This window comes from Butyrivibrio sp. MC2021, assembly GCF_000621605.1.
GTDB lineage: Bacteria > Bacillota > Clostridia > Lachnospirales > Lachnospiraceae > Butyrivibrio.
This window is the reverse complement of record NZ_JHXX01000001.1, coordinates 1,036,645-1,055,743: the sequence shown is the minus strand read 5'-3', so window position 1 is coordinate 1,055,743 and position 19,099 is coordinate 1,036,645. Positions and strand designations below refer to the sequence as shown.

Here is a 19,099-nt window from a genome sequence, read left to right as displayed (position 1 = left end):
TTAATCTAAGTCTTTTAATTATTTTCAGCAGATCTCTTTTTCGTGAAGTTCCTGGATATCATCAAGAGCAGAGAGCATAGGCTTTACATCCTTGCCATGGATCTTGCGGTCTACATAGTTCTTGGTGATCTTCATAACTGTGCCGCTGAGGGTGATAACACCAATAAGGTTCGGGATAGCCATCATTCCGTTGAAGGTATCTGAAAGATCCCAGGCCAGTGAGAGGTCCATGGTAGCACCGATCACAATGAACACAACGAATATGATCTGATAGCCCTTAACAGCTTTTCTTCCGAAGAGATACTCAAAGCCCTTGCTTCCGTACTGGCTCCAGCCAAGAACTGTTGAGAAAGCAAAGAACAGAATAGCAATTGCGATAAATGCAGAACCTGCGCCGCCGAATACTGTGGAGAAGGCCTCTGCAACCAGGGCGGTTGAAACCTTATCTGAAAGAACTGCGCCGGTATTGAGGTCTACAAGACCTGAGGATAAAACTGCGAAAGCAGTGAGGGTACAAACAATGATGGTGTCGGCAAATACTTCGAAGATGCCCCACATACCCTGAACAACGGGCTCACGAACGTTGGAGCTGGAGTGAACCATAACTGAAGAACCAAGACCTGCCTCGTTGGAGAAGACGCCTCGCTTCATTCCCCACTGAACAGCCATTGCAACACCGCTTCCAACGATGCCGCCGCCAACGGCTCTCATACCGAAGGCACCCTTGATGATGGCTCCGAATACTGCGCCAATCTGATTGGCGTTAACAACAAGAACAATGATCGCACCGATAAGGTAGATAACTGCCATGAAAGGAACAAGCTTTTCTGTTACGGAAGCGATTCTCTTAAGACCACCTACGATAACAAGGCCTGCAAGAGCCATAAGGAAAACACCGGTTACAAATGAAGGAATTCCGAAAGCAGACCCCATATTTACTGCTATGGAATTGATCTGGCTCATATTTCCGATTCCGAAGGAAGCCAGGATACAGAAAACACTGAAAAGAACAGCTAAAGCAGCTCCAATCTGCCTGCAGCCCTTTTTGCTGCCAAGGCCGTCCCTGAGGTAGTACATGGCGCCTCCGCACCATTCGTCTCTCTCATTACGTCTTCTATAATAGATACCGAGAACATTCTCGGAGAAGTTGGTCATCATTCCGAAGAAAGCAACAACCCACATCCAGAAGATGGCGCCTGGGCCGCCGGCTGCGATAGCTGCCGCAACACCTGCGATATTACCGGTTCCGATGGTTGCTGCAAGAGCAGTGCACAGACTCTGGAACTGGGAGATCTGCATATCCTCTTTTCCTGTGTGAGCGGTGATATGTGAGTTAGTGAAAATTCCGCCGATGGTATTTTTCATCCAATGTTTAATGTGGGATATCTGAAAGAATTTCGTAAGAAGTGTCATAAGAATTCCTGTGCCAACCAGAAGAATCAGCATCGGAAGTCCCCAGACGAAGCCATTGACTGCATTGTTAATGTTTTCAACCATTGTTAAAAATCCACCCATAATACTCTCCTCTCACTATACGTTATTATTGTATACACGAGTACAAAACTGTTGGTATCATTTTAAAGTGCTAAAGTGCAAAAGTCAATAAAATATTGTGTAGACATTTTGTGGAACATAGGGGATTAAACTTAAAAAGTAACAATCGAAGAGAAGGATTTTTTTAATTTTCATGGTATTCTCATAATGATATGCTAATGATATAGTTATCAAAAGCAATCTGTTATGAAGGGAATACCATGAATAAACGCAATTACTCGAAAGAGCTTGAAAAAAGAATAGATGAGTTTCAAAAGGAAGGCAGATACCCAAGGCTTCTTCTTCATGCCTGCTGTGCTCCCTGCTCATCCTATTGTCTTGAGTACCTTAGAGAGTACTTTGATATTACTGTGTTCTTTTTTAATCCCAATATTACCGAAGAAAATGAATATAAAAAGAGAGTGGAAGAGGAGAAGAGGCTGATTTCCGAATATAACAGGCAGATAGAGGAAAAAAGCTTTGAGGATATGCATTCCACTGAAAGCGCCAGGAAGATAGAGATCATCGAAGGCCGATATGACCCAAGGGAGTTCTATGAGGCGGCAAAAGGACTGGAGGACTGCAGGGAAGGCGGCGAGCGCTGCAGGAAATGCTTTGAACTGCGCCTTAAGGAGACTGCAAGAATCGCTGTAGATAAGGGATTTGACTATTTTACCACCACCCTTACCATCAGCCCCTTAAAGAACGCTGAAGTTCTCAACGAAGTAGGAGAGCTGGCAGCTGCGGATATTAATAAAGAAGCAGGAAGGGATGTGATATCCTTCCTGCCATCGGATTTTAAGAAAAAAGAAGGCTACAAGCGCTCCATTGAGCTGTCCGCCAAATTCGGCCTCTACAGGCAGGATTTCTGCGGCTGCAGCTTCTCAAAGGCAGAGCGCCTTAAATCAAATTAAACTTCTCAAGGCCCTTCCAAATACCGTCATCCTCAAGATTGGCGGTGACGAAGTCCGCGATCTTTGCGATCTCATCGCTGCAGCGGCCCATGGCCACAGCGGTTCCGGCTTCCTCCAGCATCTCCTTGTCATTGATGCTGTCACCGAAGGCGATGGTGTCCTTGACATCAGCTCCGAGAAGCTCGCAGACCTTGCGGATTCCGGTGCCCTTGTTAAAGCCCTTGGGAACCATCTCACATATGGTCTCGGTGTGTATCATATAATCATAAAGATCAGACAACTCTTCAAAACATGCTTTGCTCTTTTCAGGCTTGCAGGTGGCGGAGAGCTTATTTATTTCCCAGTTGCCCCAGCACTCCTTTATTCCACGGAGTCTGTCGCCCATTTCTCTCATGACCTTCTCACCGTAGAGGTCTCCGATGTAGTCCTCCCTCTCCATGTAGAGATGAGAGGGCCCTTCCAGAATCGGCTTAAACTCGTATTTGTTCAGGGTCTCCACGGTTCTGATACTGTCTTCTTTACTGATAAGTCTGTTAAAAATCGTCTTTCCGTCATACTCGATCATGCATCCGCAGGAGGATACGATGCCGTCGAAACCTATTCCCAGAAGCTCCTCATGGGTTACAAAGGATCTGGATCTTCCGGTATTTATAAAGCATTTATGGCCGTTCTCCTGAGTTTTTTTTATGCCTTTTTTGGCGCTTTCCGGTATGAAGTTTTTCCAGTCCCAAATTGTTCCGTCTATATCAAAGAATATTATCATTTTTTCTCTCCACTTAGTATTTGTGCGAATTTAGAATACTACAAACCTCCTTATTTAGAAAGGTTTAATTTTGGGCAAAACGCAATCATGATAAAATGTTTATGTGATTTGGCTCACATAAACTGATCATACCAGAAAGAAGAGAGATGAAAATGGGTGAAAACCATCTAAAAAAATATTTTTTTGTAATTGACAATATGTAGTAAGCTACCTATCATATTATATGTACCTAGCTACATGTATCATGGGGAGGTGAGACATGAACTGCGAAGACGATCCAAGGAAAATCTTCAGAGACAGGGAGAATGAGCCAACAAGCTTTAAGTTCAGGCTTATCCACGAGACCTTTGCCGCTATCATCAACCGGCAGCTTAAGGTTGAAGATATGACCTTTTCACAGCTGATCCTTATTACCTATGTATGGGAAAACAGGAATAATAAGGTCACCCAGAAGGACATATCCAAGGCACTTCATATTAAGCATCCCACTACCATAGGCCTTCTTAAGAGACTTGAGGAGAAGGAGATGCTTACGGTAACAGTTGATCCTGACAACAAAAAATACAGGAATATCGTTCTTACTCCGAAGGGCGAGCAATTTGTGGAGAGAAATAAGGAGAGAAAAAGATACACGGATCTAACTCTGACCGAGGGCATGACAGAAGAGGAGATACAGACTCTTCGGAAGCTTTTGGACAAGGTCATCGACAACATGCAACAGCAGCTGTGATCTTTTTCAAAAAGAACAATTAACAGGAGAAAATCTATGCTTAAAACACTTTTATCACAGGTAAAGGAATACAAGCTTCCTTCATTCCTGACACCTCTTTGTATGGTGCTGGAGGTTATCTGCGAAATGATAATCCCCATCCTTATGGCAAAGATCGTGGATGAAGGTATTGGATTCAACAATCCAAACGGCGGCAGCATGACCGTTATTTTCACTGTAGGTGGAATGATGCTTGTTATCGCGCTTTTGGGTCTTTTTGCCGGACTTGGAGGAGCCTATTACGGCTCACAGGCTTCCACAGGCTTTGCCAAGAACTTAAGGAAGGCAATGTTTGACAACATTCAGACCTTTTCCTTTGCCAACATCGACAAGTTCTCAACTTCAGGTCTTGTAACAAGACTTACAACAGATGTTACCAACATCCAGAATGCCTATATGATGACTCTTCGTATGGCCATGAGAGCACCGGCATCCCTTATAATTGCCATGGTTGCAGCTTTTACCATCAATGCCAGACTGGCCAGCATCTATCTTGTGGCTGTTCTTTTCCTGGGGGGCTTTTTACTGCTTCTTATGAACAGAGCCACCAAGTACTTCAAGCAGGTATTTGAGAAATACGACGAACTCAACGAGAGCGTTCAGGAGAACGTATCCGCTATTCGTGTGGTTAAGGCCTATGTCCGTGAGGATTTCGAGAATGACAAGTTCAAAAAGGCAGCCTTCAACATCTACAATATGTTCGTAAGAGCTGAGAAGAACCTGGTTCTCATCAGCCCTGTTATGTCAGCCACTGTTTATGCCTGCATTCTTCTTGTGAGCTGGTTCGGTGCCCACATGATCGTGGCAGAGGAGCTTTCAACCGGTAACCTCATGAGTCTTCTTACCTACTGTATGGCCATCCTCATGAACCTCATGATGCTCGGCATGATCTTCGTAATGCTGACAATGGCCTCCGCCAGCGGCAAGCGTATCGCAGAGGTAATCGATGAGAAGACCACAATTACCAACAAGGATAACGCCATTAAGAATGTAAATGACGGAAGTATCATTTTTGACCATGTTGATTTTGCATATAATGAGAATTCCGAGGAGCCTGTGCTCAAGGATATCAACCTTAACATAAAGTCCGGTGAGACTATCGGAATCATCGGTGGAACCGGTTCAGCCAAGTCCTCTCTGGTCAATCTTATCAGCAGACTTTACGACGTCACCAAGGGAAGCATCAAGGTCGGCGGTGTGGACGTAAGAGATTATGACATGGAAGTTTTAAGAGACCAGGTATCAGTGGTTCTTCAGAAAAATGTTCTTTTCTCCGGAACCGTTCTGGATAACCTTCGCTGGGGCGACCAAAATGCCACCGAGGAGGATTGCAGGAGAGCCTGCCGTATGGCCTGTGCCGATGAATTCATAGAGAAGATGCCCCAGGGCTACAACACAGAGATAGAGCAGGGCGGAACCAATGTATCAGGAGGCCAGAGACAGAGGCTTTGTATCGCAAGAGCTCTTTTGAAGAAACCCAAGATACTGATCCTTGATGATTCCACCAGCGCTGTTGATACCGCCACCGATGCCAAGATCAGAAAAGCCTTTGCTGAGGAGATCCCCGGTACCACCAAGCTGATCATTGCCCAGCGTATCAGCTCTGTTCAGAATTGTGACAGGATCATCGTAATGGATGACGGATGTGTCAACGGCTTCGGAAGCCATGAAGAGCTTCTTAAGACCAATGAGATTTACAGAGAAGTTTACGAGTCCCAGACCGGTGCAGCCGGCGATGCGGATTTTGATCAAGTTTCTTAAGGTATAAAAGGAGAGAAAAACATGGCAGAAGAAAAACAGGTTAAACCGGGCCCCGGCGGAAGACCGGGACGTGGAATGCCCCGTCCCAAGGTGGAGAATCCCGGCAAACTTTTTAAGAGAATAATGGGATATGTCTTTAAATTCTATCCCATTCAGATGTTTATCATTGTTATCTGTATATTTGTAACAGTATTTTCCAGCGTTCAGGGAACTCTTTTTACCAAGACCCTCATCGACGGCTATATCAAGCCCATGCTGGATACCCACAGCTCTGATTACGGGCCGCTGCTTGGGGCCATGGCCAGGGTTGCGGTATTTTACGGAATTGGTGTACTTGCTGCATTTATCCAGTCCTACACCATGATCTTTATCAACCAGGGAACCTTAAAGAGGCTTCGTGAGGAGCTCTTTGAGCACATGGAGGGCCTTCCCATCAAGTATTTTGACACCCATGCCCACGGCGACATCATGTCAATCTACACCAATGATATTGATACCCTTAGGCAGATGATCAGCCAGAGTATCCCTCAGATGCTGAACTCCGCCATTACTATCGTCAGCGTGCTGGCTTCAATGCTGGTGCTGAGCATACCCCTTACCATTGTTACCCTTGTGATGGTTGCCATCATGCTGTTCTGTTCAGCCAAGGCCACCAAGGCTTCAGGTAAAAACTTCGTGGCACAGCAGAAGAATATCGGTGCCCTGAACGGCTACATTGAAGAGATGATGACCGGACAGAAGGTAGTAAAGGTATTTAATCACGAGGCTGAGTCCATCAAGAAGTTTGATGAGCTCAATGAGGAACTTTACAAGAGTGCCTTCAAGGCTAACGCATATTCCGGAGCCCTGGGGCCCATCAATGCTCAGCTCGGAAATACCAGCTATGTTATCTGCGCTATCTTTGGCGGAGCCATTGCCCTTTCAGGAAATGTGACCTTCGGACTTACGGTAGGAGCTCTTGCCAGCTTCCTGACCTTTAACAAGAGCTTTTCAATGCCCATCAACCAGGTCAGCATGCAGTTTAACTCCATCATCATGGCCCTTGCGGGAGCAGAGCGTATCTTCAAGCTCCTGGATGAGCAGCCTGAGACCGATGAAGGCTACGTTATGCTGGTTGACTGCGAGGAGAAGAACGGTGAGATCGTTGAAGCCGATCACCACACAGGACACTGGGCATGGAAGCATTACCACAAGGCTACTGATACCACAACCTATCAGCCCATGGAGGGTGATGTTACCTTCAACGGCGTAGATTTCGGTTATACAGATGAAAAGATGGTTCTTCACGACATCGTGCTCCACGCACAGCCCGGTCAGAAGATCGCCTTCGTAGGCTCCACCGGTGCCGGCAAGACCACCATCACCAACCTTATCAACCGCTTCTATGACATTCAGGACGGTAAGATCAGATACGACAACATCAATATCAACAAGATCAAGAAAAAGGATCTTCGCCGCTCCCTGGGCATAGTTCTTCAGGACACACACCTCTTTACCGGAACGGTAAAGGAGAACATCAGATACGGCAAGCTGGGAGCTACAGATGAAGAGGTTAAGGCAGCAGCCAAGCTGGCCAACGCCCACAGCTTTATCAAGAGACTTCCGGAGGGCTATGACACAATGCTCACCGGCGACGGAGCCAATCTTTCCCAGGGTCAGAGACAGCTTCTTGCCATCGCAAGAGCGGCCATCGCAGATCCTCCGGTTCTTATCCTGGACGAGGCTACATCCTCCATCGATACCAGAACAGAGAAGATTGTTCAGGACGGTATGGACAAGCTCATGAAGGGAAGAACCACCTTTGTTATCGCCCACAGACTTTCAACTGTTCGAAACAGTGATTGCATTATCGTTTTGGAGCAGGGAAGGATAGTTGAGCAGGGAACCCACGACGAACTCATCGCCAAGGGTCAGAGATATTATCAGCTTTACACAGGTCTAAAAAGCGAAACAGCTTGATATAAGCGGAAACTATTAATTTTTTTAGAGGTAGAACCCTTGCGGTCTACCTCTTATTTTTTTATTAAATTTTTATTAAAAAAAACATTTGATATTTCATTCTGTTATAGTATAATAAAAAGCTGTCTGTTTAGAAACGGTAATTTTTTTTATTAGATTGGGTAGGTAAAAAATGGATATCAGAATTGAAAATCTAACAAAAACTTATGGCACTCTTAATGCTGTAGATCACATGAATCTCACCATTAAGGACGGGGAGCTGGTAGGTCTTTTAGGACCATCAGGCTGTGGTAAGTCCACTACACTTTTTATGCTTTCAGGTCTTACTACACCTACAGAGGGGCGCATTTATTTCGGAGATAAGGATGTAACTAACATCTCTCCCGAGGATCGTGAGATAGGTCTTGTTTTCCAGAACTATGCTCTTTATCCTCATATGACAGTAGAGGATAATATCACATTTCCTCTTATCAACAGACGTGTAAACAAGGCTCAGGCCAGGGAAATGGCTCTCGAGATGGCCAAGGTAGTTAAGATTGACCAGCTTATGAAGAGAAAGCCCGGCGAGCTTTCAGGCGGACAGCAGCAGCGTGTGGCAATCGCAAGAGCACTTGTTAAAAAACCACAGGTTCTTCTTCTTGACGAGCCTTTATCAAATCTTGACGCTAAGCTTCGTGTTGAAACCAGAGAAGAGATCAGACGTATTCAGCAGGAAGTTAAGATCACAACCATCTTCGTAACACACGACCAGGAGGAGGCTATGAGTATCTCCGATCGTATCGCTGTTATGAAGGAAGGTGTTCTACAGCAGTACGAGGTTCCTCAGACAATGTACCTCAATCCTGCTAATGTTTTCGTATCCAGGTTCCTTGGAACCCCTGAAATTAATAGTATTGAAGTTGATGTTAAGGACGGCGAGATCTCAGCTAACGGTCTTGTTCTCAGAAAGGGCGTTAAGCTCGCTGACGGTCATTACAAGGCAGGAATTCGTCCTGAGTCCTTCTACCTTGATGAGAACGGCGTTTCTCTCAGCGTAGACAGCATCAGAATGACAGGTCGTGACCTTCTTATTTTCTCAAAGCTTGGGTCTACTCCTGTTCGCGTACTTGTTCATTCATATATTCAGGTCGCAGAGGGCGACAAATTTGGCGTATCTGTTCGTGAAGGCCATATCCTGATATTTGATGGTCAGGAAAAGCTCATCGGCAGATTCTGATGAATGAAGGGAGTATGAAATGGATAAAAAGAGTTTTAAAGGATATCTCTATCTCCTTCCGTCAATAATCATTATGCTTGCCTTTACCGTTTATCCTCTGATAAGGGCCATCATTATGAGCTTTTTGGGTGACTACAGCATCATCAACCACGGATACAGCTCCATCGGATTCGAGAACTACAAGAATCTCTTCGCTGATCCTGATTTTGCCAAGTCCCTTAAGAATACAAGCATCTACGTTATCTGCGTAGTTCCCGCTTCAATATTCTTATCACTGGTAATCGCTGTTCTTATCAACAGCTGCAAGCGCTTTAAGGCTTTGTTCCAGACAATTTACTTCCTTCCTTACGTTACCAGCGTTATCGCCATCGGTATCGTATGGAGATGGATGTTCAATTCCAACTACGGTCTTATCAACTATTTCCTTGGCCTTTTCGGAATTGATCCTGTACAGTGGCTTAACCTTCCACAGTACGCAATGCCTGCGCTTATTATCTTTGCTATCTGGAAGAGCATGGCTTTCAACATCCTGATCTTCCTTGCGGGTCTTCAGACTATTCCTGAGGATATTTACCGCGCAGCAAGAATCGACTCAACACCAAGGCTTCGAGTATTCACAAGAATCACTGTTCCTCAGCTGGCCCCTATGATCGTTTATTCCAGCGTTATCGGAATGATCGGCGCCTTCAAGGTTTACAACGAAGTATTCTCACTGTTCCAGGGAAAAGCAGGCCCTGCCAACAGCGCCATCACTATCGTTTACTATATTTACGATAAGTTCTACAACAGCTACAAGTACGGCGTTGCAGCAGCAGGATCAGTTGTACTGTTCCTTATTATCCTGGCCCTTACACAGATCCAGCTTCGTGTAACCGGTGAGAAAAAGAAGAAATAAGGAGGAAAGAAGCCATGACAACAAAAAGAAAAATCGTAAATGTTATAGCTGCGATACTTAAGTATGGACTTCTTATCCTTGGTTCTGTATTTACTGTATTGCCATTTATCTGGATGATCTCATCATCCCTTAAGACACCATCAGAGCTGATCGCAGTTCCTCCGGCACTTTTCCCTGAGGTTCCCCAGTGGCAGAACTACAAGGATGCCTGGGCAGCAGCTCCCTTTGCAAGGTATTTCGTAAACACTCTTATTGTTACAACCTGCACAACCTGCGGCGTTTTGGTAACAACAGTGCTTTCAGCCTTTGCTTTTTCAAGACTTAACTTCCCGGGAAAGAAGACAGTGTTTTCTCTTTTCCTGGCAACACTGATGATTCCCGGTGAGATGCTTATCATCACCAACTACGAGACCATCATCAACCTGAAGTGGATCGATTCCTACAAGGCTATGATCGTGCCATGGATCTCAAGTGCCTTCTATATTTACCTGCTGACACGTTTCTTTATGCAGGTTCCGGAGTCACTTTATCTGGCAGCCAAGGTAGATAAGTGTTCAGATTTTAAATACATGATCAAGATCATGGTTCCTATGAACAAACAGGCCATTTTCTCAATTGCGATCCTTAACATCATCAGCAGTTGGAACGCATTCCTCTGGCCATTACTTGTTACCAACTCACAGGAGATGAGAGTTCTTTCCAACGGACTTGTTCGTTTCCAGACTGAGGCAGGCTCTTCCACAGAGCTTATCATGGCCGCATCCTGTATGCTGGTTATGCCTATCATCATCATCTATCTGTTCCTTCGTAAGTACATCATCGAAGGTGTTACAAGGAGCGGACTTAAGGGCTGATGACCCACGGGGTATTTCTTTGTTCTTTGAGGCAATAGTGCCTTTGAGATATTTTTTACATCCGCAACGCGGAAAAGGAAGGAGAATAGTATTATGAAACTGAAAAAATTTGGTGCAAGCGTACTCGCTATGACTATGGCCGCTTCTATGATGGTTGGCTGCGGCGAGACAGCAGCTGACACAACAGAGGCTCCTGCAACAGAGACACCTGCTACAGAGACACCTGCTACAGAGGCTCCTGCTGCTGAGACACCTGCAACAGAAGAGGCTCCTGCTGCTGAGGCTAAGAACATCGAAGCAACAGAGATCACTTTCTGGCACGCAATGAACGGAAATCTTGAGTCTGTTCTTACAGAGATCACAGATGAGTTCAACGCTTCTAACGAGTATGGCATCAAGGTTACTCTTGTAAACCAGGGCGCTTACGGCGACCTTCAGACCAAGCTTCAGGCTTCAGCTGCTGCTGATGCTCTTCCTGATCTTGCTCAGGCTTACAACAACTGGCTTACACCTTACATCGACAAGGCTGTTAAGCTTGATGATTTCGTAGCAACTGATTTCGATAACTGGGAGGACATCATTCCTGCATATCGTGATGAGTGCTCAGAGTTTGGATTTATCCACGCTGTTCCTTACAACAAGTCAACTTATGTTCTTTTCTACAACAAGACAATGTTCGAAGAGCTCGGTATCGAAGTTCCTCAGACATGGGCTGATGTAGAGGCTGCTGCTAAGACTGTTATGGATGCTAAGAACATCGCTTTCATCGGTTACGATGATCTTGCTGGTGTTGTTGAGGCTTCTCTTCACCAGGATGGCGCTGATTATGTAGACGCTACAGGTGCTCTTTTCAACGATGAGAAGGGTCTTGAGACATGCACATACCTTTCAAACCTTTACAACAACGGCTATGCTCGTCTTGTTGGTGAGGATGGATATTTCTCAAACGTAATTTCTAACCAGAACATCGCTTCTTACGTTGGTTCTTCAGCCGGTGTTTCTTACATCAAGGCTGAGGGATGGGATCTCGGTGTAGCTCCCCTTCCAGGAAACGTTAAGAAGGCAGCTAACATGGCCGGAACAAACATCGTTATGTTCGCTCAGGATTCTAACAAGCAGCTTGCAGCTTGGGAGTACCTCAAGTACATCCTTAGCACAGAGGCTATGACAAAGTGGGCTGTAAACACAGGTTACCTTCCTGTAAGACAGTCTTCTTATGAGACAGCTGAGTACAAGGCATACATGGATGAGAACGTTTGCGCTGCAGCATGCTATGAGCAGGCTAAGGACTTCTTCTTCTCACCTACATTCGATGCTTCTAACGACATCAGATCAACAGTTCCTTCAACTGTTGAGCAGCTCGTTTATGACAAGGCTGATGCTCAGACATGGCTTGATACAATCGTAAAGGCTATTAACGATCAGTATTAATGATAAAGAATTGCGAGAGCTGCAAAGCAGCGGAGCAATTCGTATATCATCCAAAATGTATATCATTCAAATGAGTAGGGGAGACTCATCTTCCCTACTCATTTTGTCTATTGTATAGAGGTGTGAGTATGTCTAATGTGATTTTCCTCAGTGGACTTAGAGAAATCGGCGGTACAGTAGTGGCGGTTGAAACCGATACCACCATTTGCTATTTTGACTTTGGTTTTGCTTATGCAGACAGGATCGACAACAAGGTTAACTTAAGGAAGGGCATGGAAGCCTTTGACTATGTTAAGCTTGGTGTTCTTAATGCCATTGACGGCATTTATGAGCCTGAGATAGCATATAAGCTTGGCCTTAAGGCCTATGGCGAGACTGATAAAAAGATATTCATAATCATTTCTCATATGCATATCGACCACATGGGTGGTCTCGGAGCCCTTCATCAGGATGTTCCTGTGTATATGAGTGCTGATTCTGCAAAGCTGTATCACGAGCTGGGAGTGATGGGAGAACTGGAGATAAGAGAGCATAAGAATGTTCTTCCCATTGATTACGACGCCTCTGTAACCTTTGGTGATATTAAGGTGACCTGTGTCCAGGTGGATCACGATGTTATCGGTGCCTGCGGCTTCCTTATCGAAGCTGATGGCAAAATGATCTGCTACACCGGTGACTACAGATATCACGGCTATCACCCTGAGATAAGCGCTGCCTTTGCGGAAAAGTGTAAAGGCGCAGATCTCATGATAAGTGAGGGTGTCACCATAAGCTCTGTGGATGTGGACATGCTTTCTCTCGAGGGCCCTGTAAGAGACCGTACTGAATTAACTCTTTTGGAGGATATGAAGAATCATGCCAAAGAGGAAGAGCAGCTTATAGTTATCAACAACTATAACCGCAATGTGGAAAGAATCCACAGATTTATTGAGGTTCTTGCCCGGGCCGGAAGAACCATGGTCCTTGAGCCTGAGCAGGCGGACTATGTGGCCGCTTTTTACCCTGAGGATGAGTTTGCGGTTTACCTTCCTGAGGGTGGAGAGCTCAAGGCTCCTCTGCTTAAGGGAAGACCTGTGGCCATCAGAAAAATGCTTCTTGATAATCCTGAGAAGTACGTGCTCCAGCAGGATTACAAGCATATATATGAGCTCTTTGAGCTGGAGAGTGTGATCTCACTTTATCTTCATATGGACGGGGCGCCCCTGGGAGATTATGACCCCTCCTATGCGAAATTCTACAGCCTTCTTGAGAACCTGGGCATTAACTTTGAAAGATGCGGCCTTGGAGGCCATGCGGAGCCCTATTATCTGCGACATACAGTGGATGTGATAGAGCCCAAGATCCTGGTTCCGCTTCACAGCTTCAGACCTGAGCAGCTGGTTTCCGACCATGCCGGAAAGATTATCCTGCCTGAGATCGGACAGACTATTAAATTATCATAAAAATCATGAAAAAAGTGGTCTAATCGTGATTTTGTTTACTCAAAAACGTATAATTTATTATGCATAGTTGTTTGCATTTGTCTCGTTTTTTAGGGTGAAAAAAATATGAAGAACCGCACGAGTGTGCATACCAAGATCATTCTGATCCTCACTATATGCATCGTTGGCATTACTATTGAAAGTGTAATCCAAAAATGGGAATTCTGGGTTCCGCCTCTTCTTATTTTTGGTGTTATAACTTTGTGGGTAATGCATCTTTCTCAGTATGGACAGGAGAAAATGAGAGAGAATGTCATTCTTTTGCTCAGCTTTGCGTCTGCTATCTTTCACGGTGTTCATGAGTCCTGCTTTTTTGATATAGCTATAGCCAATGTGCTTCTTACTGTTGCGCTTTCCCTTCTGGGAAGTGTGGCTGTCCTTAATTTTACCCTGATCGAGTATTTTCTGGTTCTGTTTGTACAGCTGGTATTTGCCCTATACTATCACACTATTGAACTGGATGTCCTGAACATTTCCAAAGTTGTTCTTCACGCAGTAATTGTGGTTTCAGTCCATTATGTCTGCAGATGGATCATGCTTGAAAGGAAAAAGCTTATGGAATTCATTGAAACCAATGACAAGCTGATGCAGGCTTCTTTGGCGGATATGGATGACTTTCTTGTTAATATTTCCCATGAACTTCGAACCCCTGTTAATGTTGTAAACGGTATTTCCAACCTTATCCTTAAGGAGGAGGAGACCGAGGATGTGACCGCCATCAGAGATGCGGGACTTCGTCTCTCCAGACAGATCGAGGATATCCAGGATTATACCGAGATTAAAAATGGCCATGTATATATAGAGAGGGACAAGTATATGATCACCTCTCTTGTTAATGATGTAATTTCAAACTTCAGGCTAAGGGATGACAAGGAAAAGTTGGAGATCGTGGTGGACCTTGATCCCAAGGTCCCTGTTTCCATGAAGGGAGATATCAAAAAGCTTCATAAGATGCTGAGGCACCTTATTGATAATGCTGTGAAATTCACTGCCCGCGGCGGTATCTACATCAGGATATCCGCTATAAGAAGAGAATACGGTGTGAACCTTACGGTGGAGGTTACCGATACCGGAAAGGGTATGAGCCGAGAGGAAGTTTCCTATGTGTCCCAGGGACTTTATCAGGCCAATAAGGAGAGAAACAGAAGCAGTGGCGGAATAGGCCTTGGTCTCAGCGTTGTTTATGGTTTTGCCCACGCCATGAATGGTTTTGTCACCATTAACAGCGAGGTGGGAAGAGGAACCACAGTAAGGCTCTGCGTTCCTCAGGAAGTGGATAATGCTGCTAACTGTCTCAGTGTCAATCCGGATAATGTTAAGAACGTCATTTTCCATATGCTGCCTGAAAAATATAAGGTTACTGCAGTTCGAGATTTTTATCGTCAGATGGGCGTAAATCTGGCTACAGGCATCAAGGTAAATCTGTATTCTGCCTATAGCATAGACGAGATCAAGAACCTTATGGGAAGAATTGAAGTATCCCACATTTTCATGGGAGATGTGGAATACTTGAAAAACAGTGCGTTTTTTGACAATCTTGCTGCCAGTGGAACAGTGGTAAGCGTCGCTGTAACTGAAAGCTTTCATGCCAGAAAGAACAGCAATCTGGTTCTTATTCCGAAGCCGATATATGGACTTCCTGTTACCAAGGTTCTTAACGGTATGACCACCGAGCGGGATCTCATGCTCGATGACAGGCAAAAGCGCCCTATGTTTGACGGCGTAAGGGCTCTTATCGTGGATGATGAGCCTATGAATCTTGTGGTTGCCCAGGGAATGTTCAGGGACTACGGCATGATAACCGAAACAGCGGCCAGCGGCCAGGAGTCCATTGATAAATTCAGGGCTAAGAACTATGACATTATCTTCATGGATCACATGATGCCGGAGATGGACGGCGTTGAGGCCATGAAGAGATTAAAACAGCTGGGACTTGATAAGGGCGTCAATATTACTATTGTTGCTCTTACTGCCAATGCCATCAGTGGAGCAAGAGAGATGTTCCTTAAGGAGGGCTTTGACGGATTTATTGCCAAGCCCATTGATATTATGGAATTTGAAAGAGTCATGAAGAGACTCCTTCCCGCCAAATACGTCAGGTACGTGGAAAGGAGCGCATCATGAGGAAAGCTTTCGAATTATTCCGCGAGAAATTAAGAGACCCAAGCATTAGTTATGAAGAGAGAACTATGGTCATGCTGGCATTTCTTGGAGAGACTGCCCTGATCGTAGCTTTGATATTTGATATCCTTGGGGGCGAACATATTGTTGAGATTGTGACACTGGCCATCATGATCGCTGCAGTGCCTATTGCCACAGGATACAGCGTATATACCCGAAGGTTTTTTAAGGGCATTATCACCCAATGCATAGCCCTTGTCTTTGTGGTACTCCCAATTCTCTTTTTCTACGGCGGCGGCCCAAGAGGCGGTGGTGTATTCTGGGTTATCTTCAGCTATATGTTTATCGGTATGTTATTGTCGGGCTCCATAAGAATAGCTATGATGATAATCCTTACGGCCATAACCATAGGAGAATACGCTATCTGGTTCCATTATCCGGATACTGTTATCGTCCATACCAATGCAATGTTCTGCATAGACGCAATGGTTTCCGTTGTGCTGGTAGGTCTTTCCACTTTTGCCGTGCTCAGATATCAGAAGCTGATCTTCTCCATTGAGAGTGAAAGAGCAAAGAAGCAGGCTGAAAGGGCAGAGGAACTTAACAGAAGTCAGAATCAGTTTTTCTCAAGTATGAGCCATGAGATCAGGACACCTATAAATTCCATCCTGGGTCTGAATGAGATCATACTAAGGCAGGATGACGCCTCCGATGAGATCAGGAAGGATGCGGCAAATATTCAGGGTGCAGGAAGAATGCTCCTGGCGCTGGTCAATGATATTCTGGATCTCAGTAAGATCGAAGCCGGTAAAATGGACATTGTTCCGGTGAACTACAGCATGTCTTCCATGGCCTCCGAGATCGTCAACATGATCTGGCTGAGAGCAGAGCAAAAAGGCCTTAAATTTGAGGTGGACATCGATCCTACTATACCTTCGGAACTTTACGGTGATGAGGTCAGGATAAAACAGATCCTTATCAACCTTCTTAACAATGCGGTTAAATATACCAGCGAGGGTACAATTACTCTCCATGTGGAAAAAGAACTGATCAGCGAGGACAAGGCACATCTGATCTTTTCCGTAACTGATACGGGAATGGGAATCAAACAGGAGTCCCTGCCCTATCTTTTTGATGCTTTCCAGAGAGTGGATGAGGAAAAGAACAGGCACATTGAAGGTACAGGCCTTGGACTTTCAATTGTTAAGCAGCTGGTGGATCTGATGGAAGGAACCATCAGTGTAAACAGTGTGTATTCCCAGGGTACAACCTTTACAGTGTCCCTGTGGCAGGGAGTTACCAATCCTACACCTATTGGGGATCTCAGCATCGCCAACTTCGGAAGCACAACAGCAGCCAAGCAGTTTGAGAGCAGCTTTACTGCACCGGATGCAAGGATTCTTATTGTGGATGACAATGAGATGAACCTTGAGGTTGAGAGAAAACTCATCGCCAGCACCGAGGTTCAGATAGATCTGGCCAGCAGCGGAGATCTGGCTCTTTATATGACTGCCAATACCCGCTACGACCTGATCTTTATGGATCATCTCATGCCGGGCATGGATGGAATCGACTGCCTTATCAGACTTCGTAAACAGAAGGAAGAGGTTAACAATAATACACCGGTAGTTGTGCTCACCGCCAACGCCGGTGGAGAGAATAAAGAGCTTTATGCAAGAAGCGGCTTCGACGGATATCTGTTAAAGCCGGTTTCCGGAAAACAGCTTGAGGAGACCATGCTGAATATTCTTCCTGAGTATAAGATCAGGAGAAAAACCGGTCTGGATCTGTCTCACGAAGTGCTTAATACTTCCAAGGGTTACAGGAGAAAAGTTCCTGTGCTCATCACCACCAGCAGTCTTTGCGACCTGCCTCACAGTCTTATCAGGGAGATGCAGCTTGATGTTATCTCTTTCCTGGTGCATACGGATGCAGGAACCTTCTATGACAATGTGGAAGCTGATACGGACGAGCTTTTGTACTACATGTATTCACCGGAGGGCAAGGTGTGGTCTGAACCGCCCAAGACCAGAGACTTTGAAGAATTCTTTGCTTCGAGGCTACAGAAGGCCCATCATATCATCCATATCTCCATAACTCCAAGTATGAGTGAGGAGTACGCCAGAGCCTCCAAGGCCGCAAGGCAGTTTGATAATGTAACTGTTGTGGATTCCGGAGTTTTGTCCAGTGCCATGGGATTCCTTGTTATGGCTGCCCATCAGATGGCACAGCAGAATCAGTCCGTGGAGAGGATCACAGAGGAGCTGGAGAAGATAAAGAGCAGGATGCACTGCAGCTTCGTTGTGGCTGAGACCAGGTTCATGGTAAGAGGCGGCTACATGAGTGAGAGAATGCATAAGATCATGGCCACACTCAACATGCGACCTCTTTTGCAGATAAAAAAGAGTATCTTCACCATGGGCTGGGTGTTCATGGGGGAAAAGAAGCTTTGTTATCACAAATATATTAAAAAGATCCTTTCCAAGGGGGCGGATCCTGATCTTGAGCTTCTTCTGATCGCCTATGTAGGAATGACTGAAGAGGAACTGAGCTGGATCGCTGAGGAGGTTAAGGAGAGATTTCCGTTTAAGCATATCTTCTTCCAGAAGGCATCTGCAGCCATTGCTGTAAACAGCGGCATGGGAACCTTTGGTCTCTTATATATGGATAAGAGTGACAAGAGCTTCCATCTGGATTCACTGATATCGGATGACAACTACAGCAGAAGAGATAGTGCGACCCTTGATGAGGACGAGGAAGAGAGAAAAGACATAGAGAAGGAAGTAAAAGAAGAGCCTGAGCCAGCTCCTGTGGAAATGCCTAAAAAATGGTATGAGACCATCGGCGGCATAGATGTAAGGATGGCTCTTACAAACAGTGGCTCTGAGGATGCATTTTTGGCTGTACTCAAGATCTTTTACGATTCCATTGATGAGAACAGCGAAGCGATACAGTCCTTCTATGACAACAAGGATTACGACAATTATACCATCAAGGTTCATGCTCTTAAGAGCTCTGCCAAGCTGGTGGGTATTCCTGAACTTTCGGAGCAGGCAAGACATCTGGAGGATGCCGGAAAGCAGAGGGATATCGAGTACATTGAAAATAACCACGCAGTAATGATGAGCAATTATCTGGGCTTTAAAGAAAAGCTTGCGGAGCATTTTGATGTGGTCGAAAGACCTGTGGCGGATGAACTTATTCTTGAAAGTGCCTACGAGGCCCTTCTGGACAGCGCCAAAATAGAAGACGAGGTCTGTGTAGAGGGCATCTTCAAGGATCTTGGTGACTATATCATTCCCGAGGCAGAACAGGCCAGATTCGAGAAACTTAAGGCTGCCTTTGAAAGACGGGATTACCAGGAAATCATAAATGAACTTGGGGCATAAAATTATAAGTGAT

13 protein-coding genes are annotated in these 19,099 nt (G+C 45.3%); 11 read left to right on the top strand and 2 right to left on the bottom strand.

Features of this window, described 5'->3' with window-relative positions:
* Positions 1-24 precede the first annotated feature (24 nt).
* A complete protein-coding gene (locus T359_RS0104380) occupies positions 25-1,515 on the bottom strand; it encodes an alanine/glycine:cation symporter family protein (RefSeq protein ID WP_026516418.1) in 1,491 nt (496 codons plus the stop codon).
* A 239-nt stretch (positions 1,516-1,754) separates the two neighbouring features.
* On the opposite strand from T359_RS0104380, the gene T359_RS0104375 reads away from it, so the two are divergent.
* Positions 1,755-2,447: an epoxyqueuosine reductase QueH gene (locus T359_RS0104375; RefSeq protein WP_026516417.1), complete on the top strand. Its 693-nt coding sequence runs from the start codon at positions 1,755-1,757 to the stop codon at positions 2,445-2,447.
* Here T359_RS0104375 and T359_RS0104370 read toward each other — a convergent pair.
* Positions 2,434-3,210 carry a Cof-type HAD-IIB family hydrolase gene (locus T359_RS0104370; protein WP_026516416.1) on the bottom strand — a complete coding sequence of 259 codons (777 nt, stop codon included), beginning with the start codon at positions 3,208-3,210 and terminating at the stop codon, positions 2,434-2,436. The two genes, T359_RS0104375 and T359_RS0104370, sit on opposite strands and share 14 nt — an antisense overlap.
* 259 nt (positions 3,211-3,469) lie before the next feature.
* Here T359_RS0104370 and T359_RS0104365 point away from each other — a divergent pair, with 259 nt between their 5' ends.
* The 10 genes from T359_RS0104365 to T359_RS19285 all read left to right on the top strand — a co-directional run bounded on the left by T359_RS0104365 (position 3,470) and on the right by T359_RS19285 (position 19,086).
* On the top strand, positions 3,470-3,940 hold the full coding sequence (locus tag T359_RS0104365; RefSeq protein WP_026516415.1) for a MarR family winged helix-turn-helix transcriptional regulator: 471 nt from the start codon (positions 3,470-3,472) through the stop codon (positions 3,938-3,940).
* Between the two features lie 36 nt (positions 3,941-3,976).
* The gene (locus T359_RS0104360) at positions 3,977-5,740 is read left to right on the top strand and encodes an ABC transporter ATP-binding protein (RefSeq protein ID WP_026516414.1); all 1,764 of its coding nucleotides are present in this window, start codon (positions 3,977-3,979) and stop codon (positions 5,738-5,740) included.
* 21 nt (positions 5,741-5,761) lie between these two features.
* Complete coding sequence (locus T359_RS0104355) at positions 5,762-7,699, top strand: ABC transporter ATP-binding protein (protein WP_026516413.1); 1,938 nt, start codon at positions 5,762-5,764, stop codon at positions 7,697-7,699.
* A gap of 172 nt (positions 7,700-7,871) precedes the next feature.
* Positions 7,872-8,915, top strand: coding sequence for an ABC transporter ATP-binding protein (locus T359_RS0104350; protein WP_026516412.1), 1,044 nt, complete (start codon positions 7,872-7,874; stop codon positions 8,913-8,915).
* Between the two features lie 19 nt (positions 8,916-8,934).
* Positions 8,935-9,810: a carbohydrate ABC transporter permease gene (locus T359_RS0104345; RefSeq protein WP_026516411.1), complete on the top strand. Its 876-nt coding sequence runs from the start codon at positions 8,935-8,937 to the stop codon at positions 9,808-9,810.
* A 14-nt stretch (positions 9,811-9,824) separates the two neighbouring features.
* Positions 9,825-10,664 (top strand): carbohydrate ABC transporter permease, encoded by an 840-nt coding sequence (locus T359_RS0104340; RefSeq protein ID WP_035783541.1) that lies wholly within the window; start codon positions 9,825-9,827, stop codon positions 10,662-10,664.
* Between the two features lie 93 nt (positions 10,665-10,757).
* Entirely contained in the window at positions 10,758-12,095 is a 1,338-nt protein-coding gene (locus tag T359_RS0104335; RefSeq protein ID WP_026516409.1) for an ABC transporter substrate-binding protein, read from the top strand.
* A gap of 128 nt (positions 12,096-12,223) precedes the next feature.
* Positions 12,224-13,537 (top strand): MBL fold metallo-hydrolase, encoded by a 1,314-nt coding sequence (locus T359_RS0104330; protein WP_026516408.1) that lies wholly within the window; start codon positions 12,224-12,226, stop codon positions 13,535-13,537.
* 105 nt (positions 13,538-13,642) lie between these two features.
* Positions 13,643-15,700 (top strand): hybrid sensor histidine kinase/response regulator, encoded by a 2,058-nt coding sequence (locus T359_RS0104325; RefSeq protein WP_026516407.1) that lies wholly within the window; start codon positions 13,643-13,645, stop codon positions 15,698-15,700.
* Entirely contained in the window at positions 15,697-19,086 is a 3,390-nt protein-coding gene (locus tag T359_RS19285; protein WP_081795361.1) for a DegV family protein, read from the top strand. Before T359_RS0104325 ends, T359_RS19285 begins: the two co-directional genes overlap by 4 nt.
* The last annotated feature ends 13 nt before the right edge of the window (positions 19,087-19,099 follow it).

Bases quoted from the DNA above. Each gene is read 5' to 3' on its own strand.
- T359_RS0104375 (WP_026516417.1), top strand. From the start codon at position 1,755: ATGAATAAACGCAATTACTCGAAAGAGCTTGAAAAAAGAATAGATGAG.
- T359_RS0104345 (WP_026516411.1), top strand. From the start codon at position 8,935: ATGGATAAAAAGAGTTTTAAAGGATATCTCTATCTCCTTCCGTCAATA.
- T359_RS0104380 (WP_026516418.1), bottom strand. From the start codon at position 1,515: ATGGGTGGATTTTTAACAATGGTTGAAAACATTAACAATGCAGTCAAT.
- T359_RS0104335 (WP_026516409.1), top strand. From the start codon at position 10,758: ATGAAACTGAAAAAATTTGGTGCAAGCGTACTCGCTATGACTATGGCC.
- T359_RS0104325 (WP_026516407.1), top strand. From the start codon at position 13,643: ATGAAGAACCGCACGAGTGTGCATACCAAGATCATTCTGATCCTCACT.
- T359_RS0104365 (WP_026516415.1), top strand. From the start codon at position 3,470: ATGAACTGCGAAGACGATCCAAGGAAAATCTTCAGAGACAGGGAGAAT.
- T359_RS0104350 (WP_026516412.1), top strand. From the start codon at position 7,872: ATGGATATCAGAATTGAAAATCTAACAAAAACTTATGGCACTCTTAAT.
- T359_RS0104340 (WP_035783541.1), top strand. From the start codon at position 9,825: ATGACAACAAAAAGAAAAATCGTAAATGTTATAGCTGCGATACTTAAG.
- T359_RS0104370 (WP_026516416.1), bottom strand. From the start codon at position 3,210: ATGATAATATTCTTTGATATAGACGGAACAATTTGGGACTGGAAAAAC.
- T359_RS0104360 (WP_026516414.1), top strand. From the start codon at position 3,977: ATGCTTAAAACACTTTTATCACAGGTAAAGGAATACAAGCTTCCTTCA.
- T359_RS0104355 (WP_026516413.1), top strand. From the start codon at position 5,762: ATGGCAGAAGAAAAACAGGTTAAACCGGGCCCCGGCGGAAGACCGGGA.
- T359_RS0104330 (WP_026516408.1), top strand. From the start codon at position 12,224: ATGTCTAATGTGATTTTCCTCAGTGGACTTAGAGAAATCGGCGGTACA.
- T359_RS19285 (WP_081795361.1), top strand. From the start codon at position 15,697: ATGAGGAAAGCTTTCGAATTATTCCGCGAGAAATTAAGAGACCCAAGC.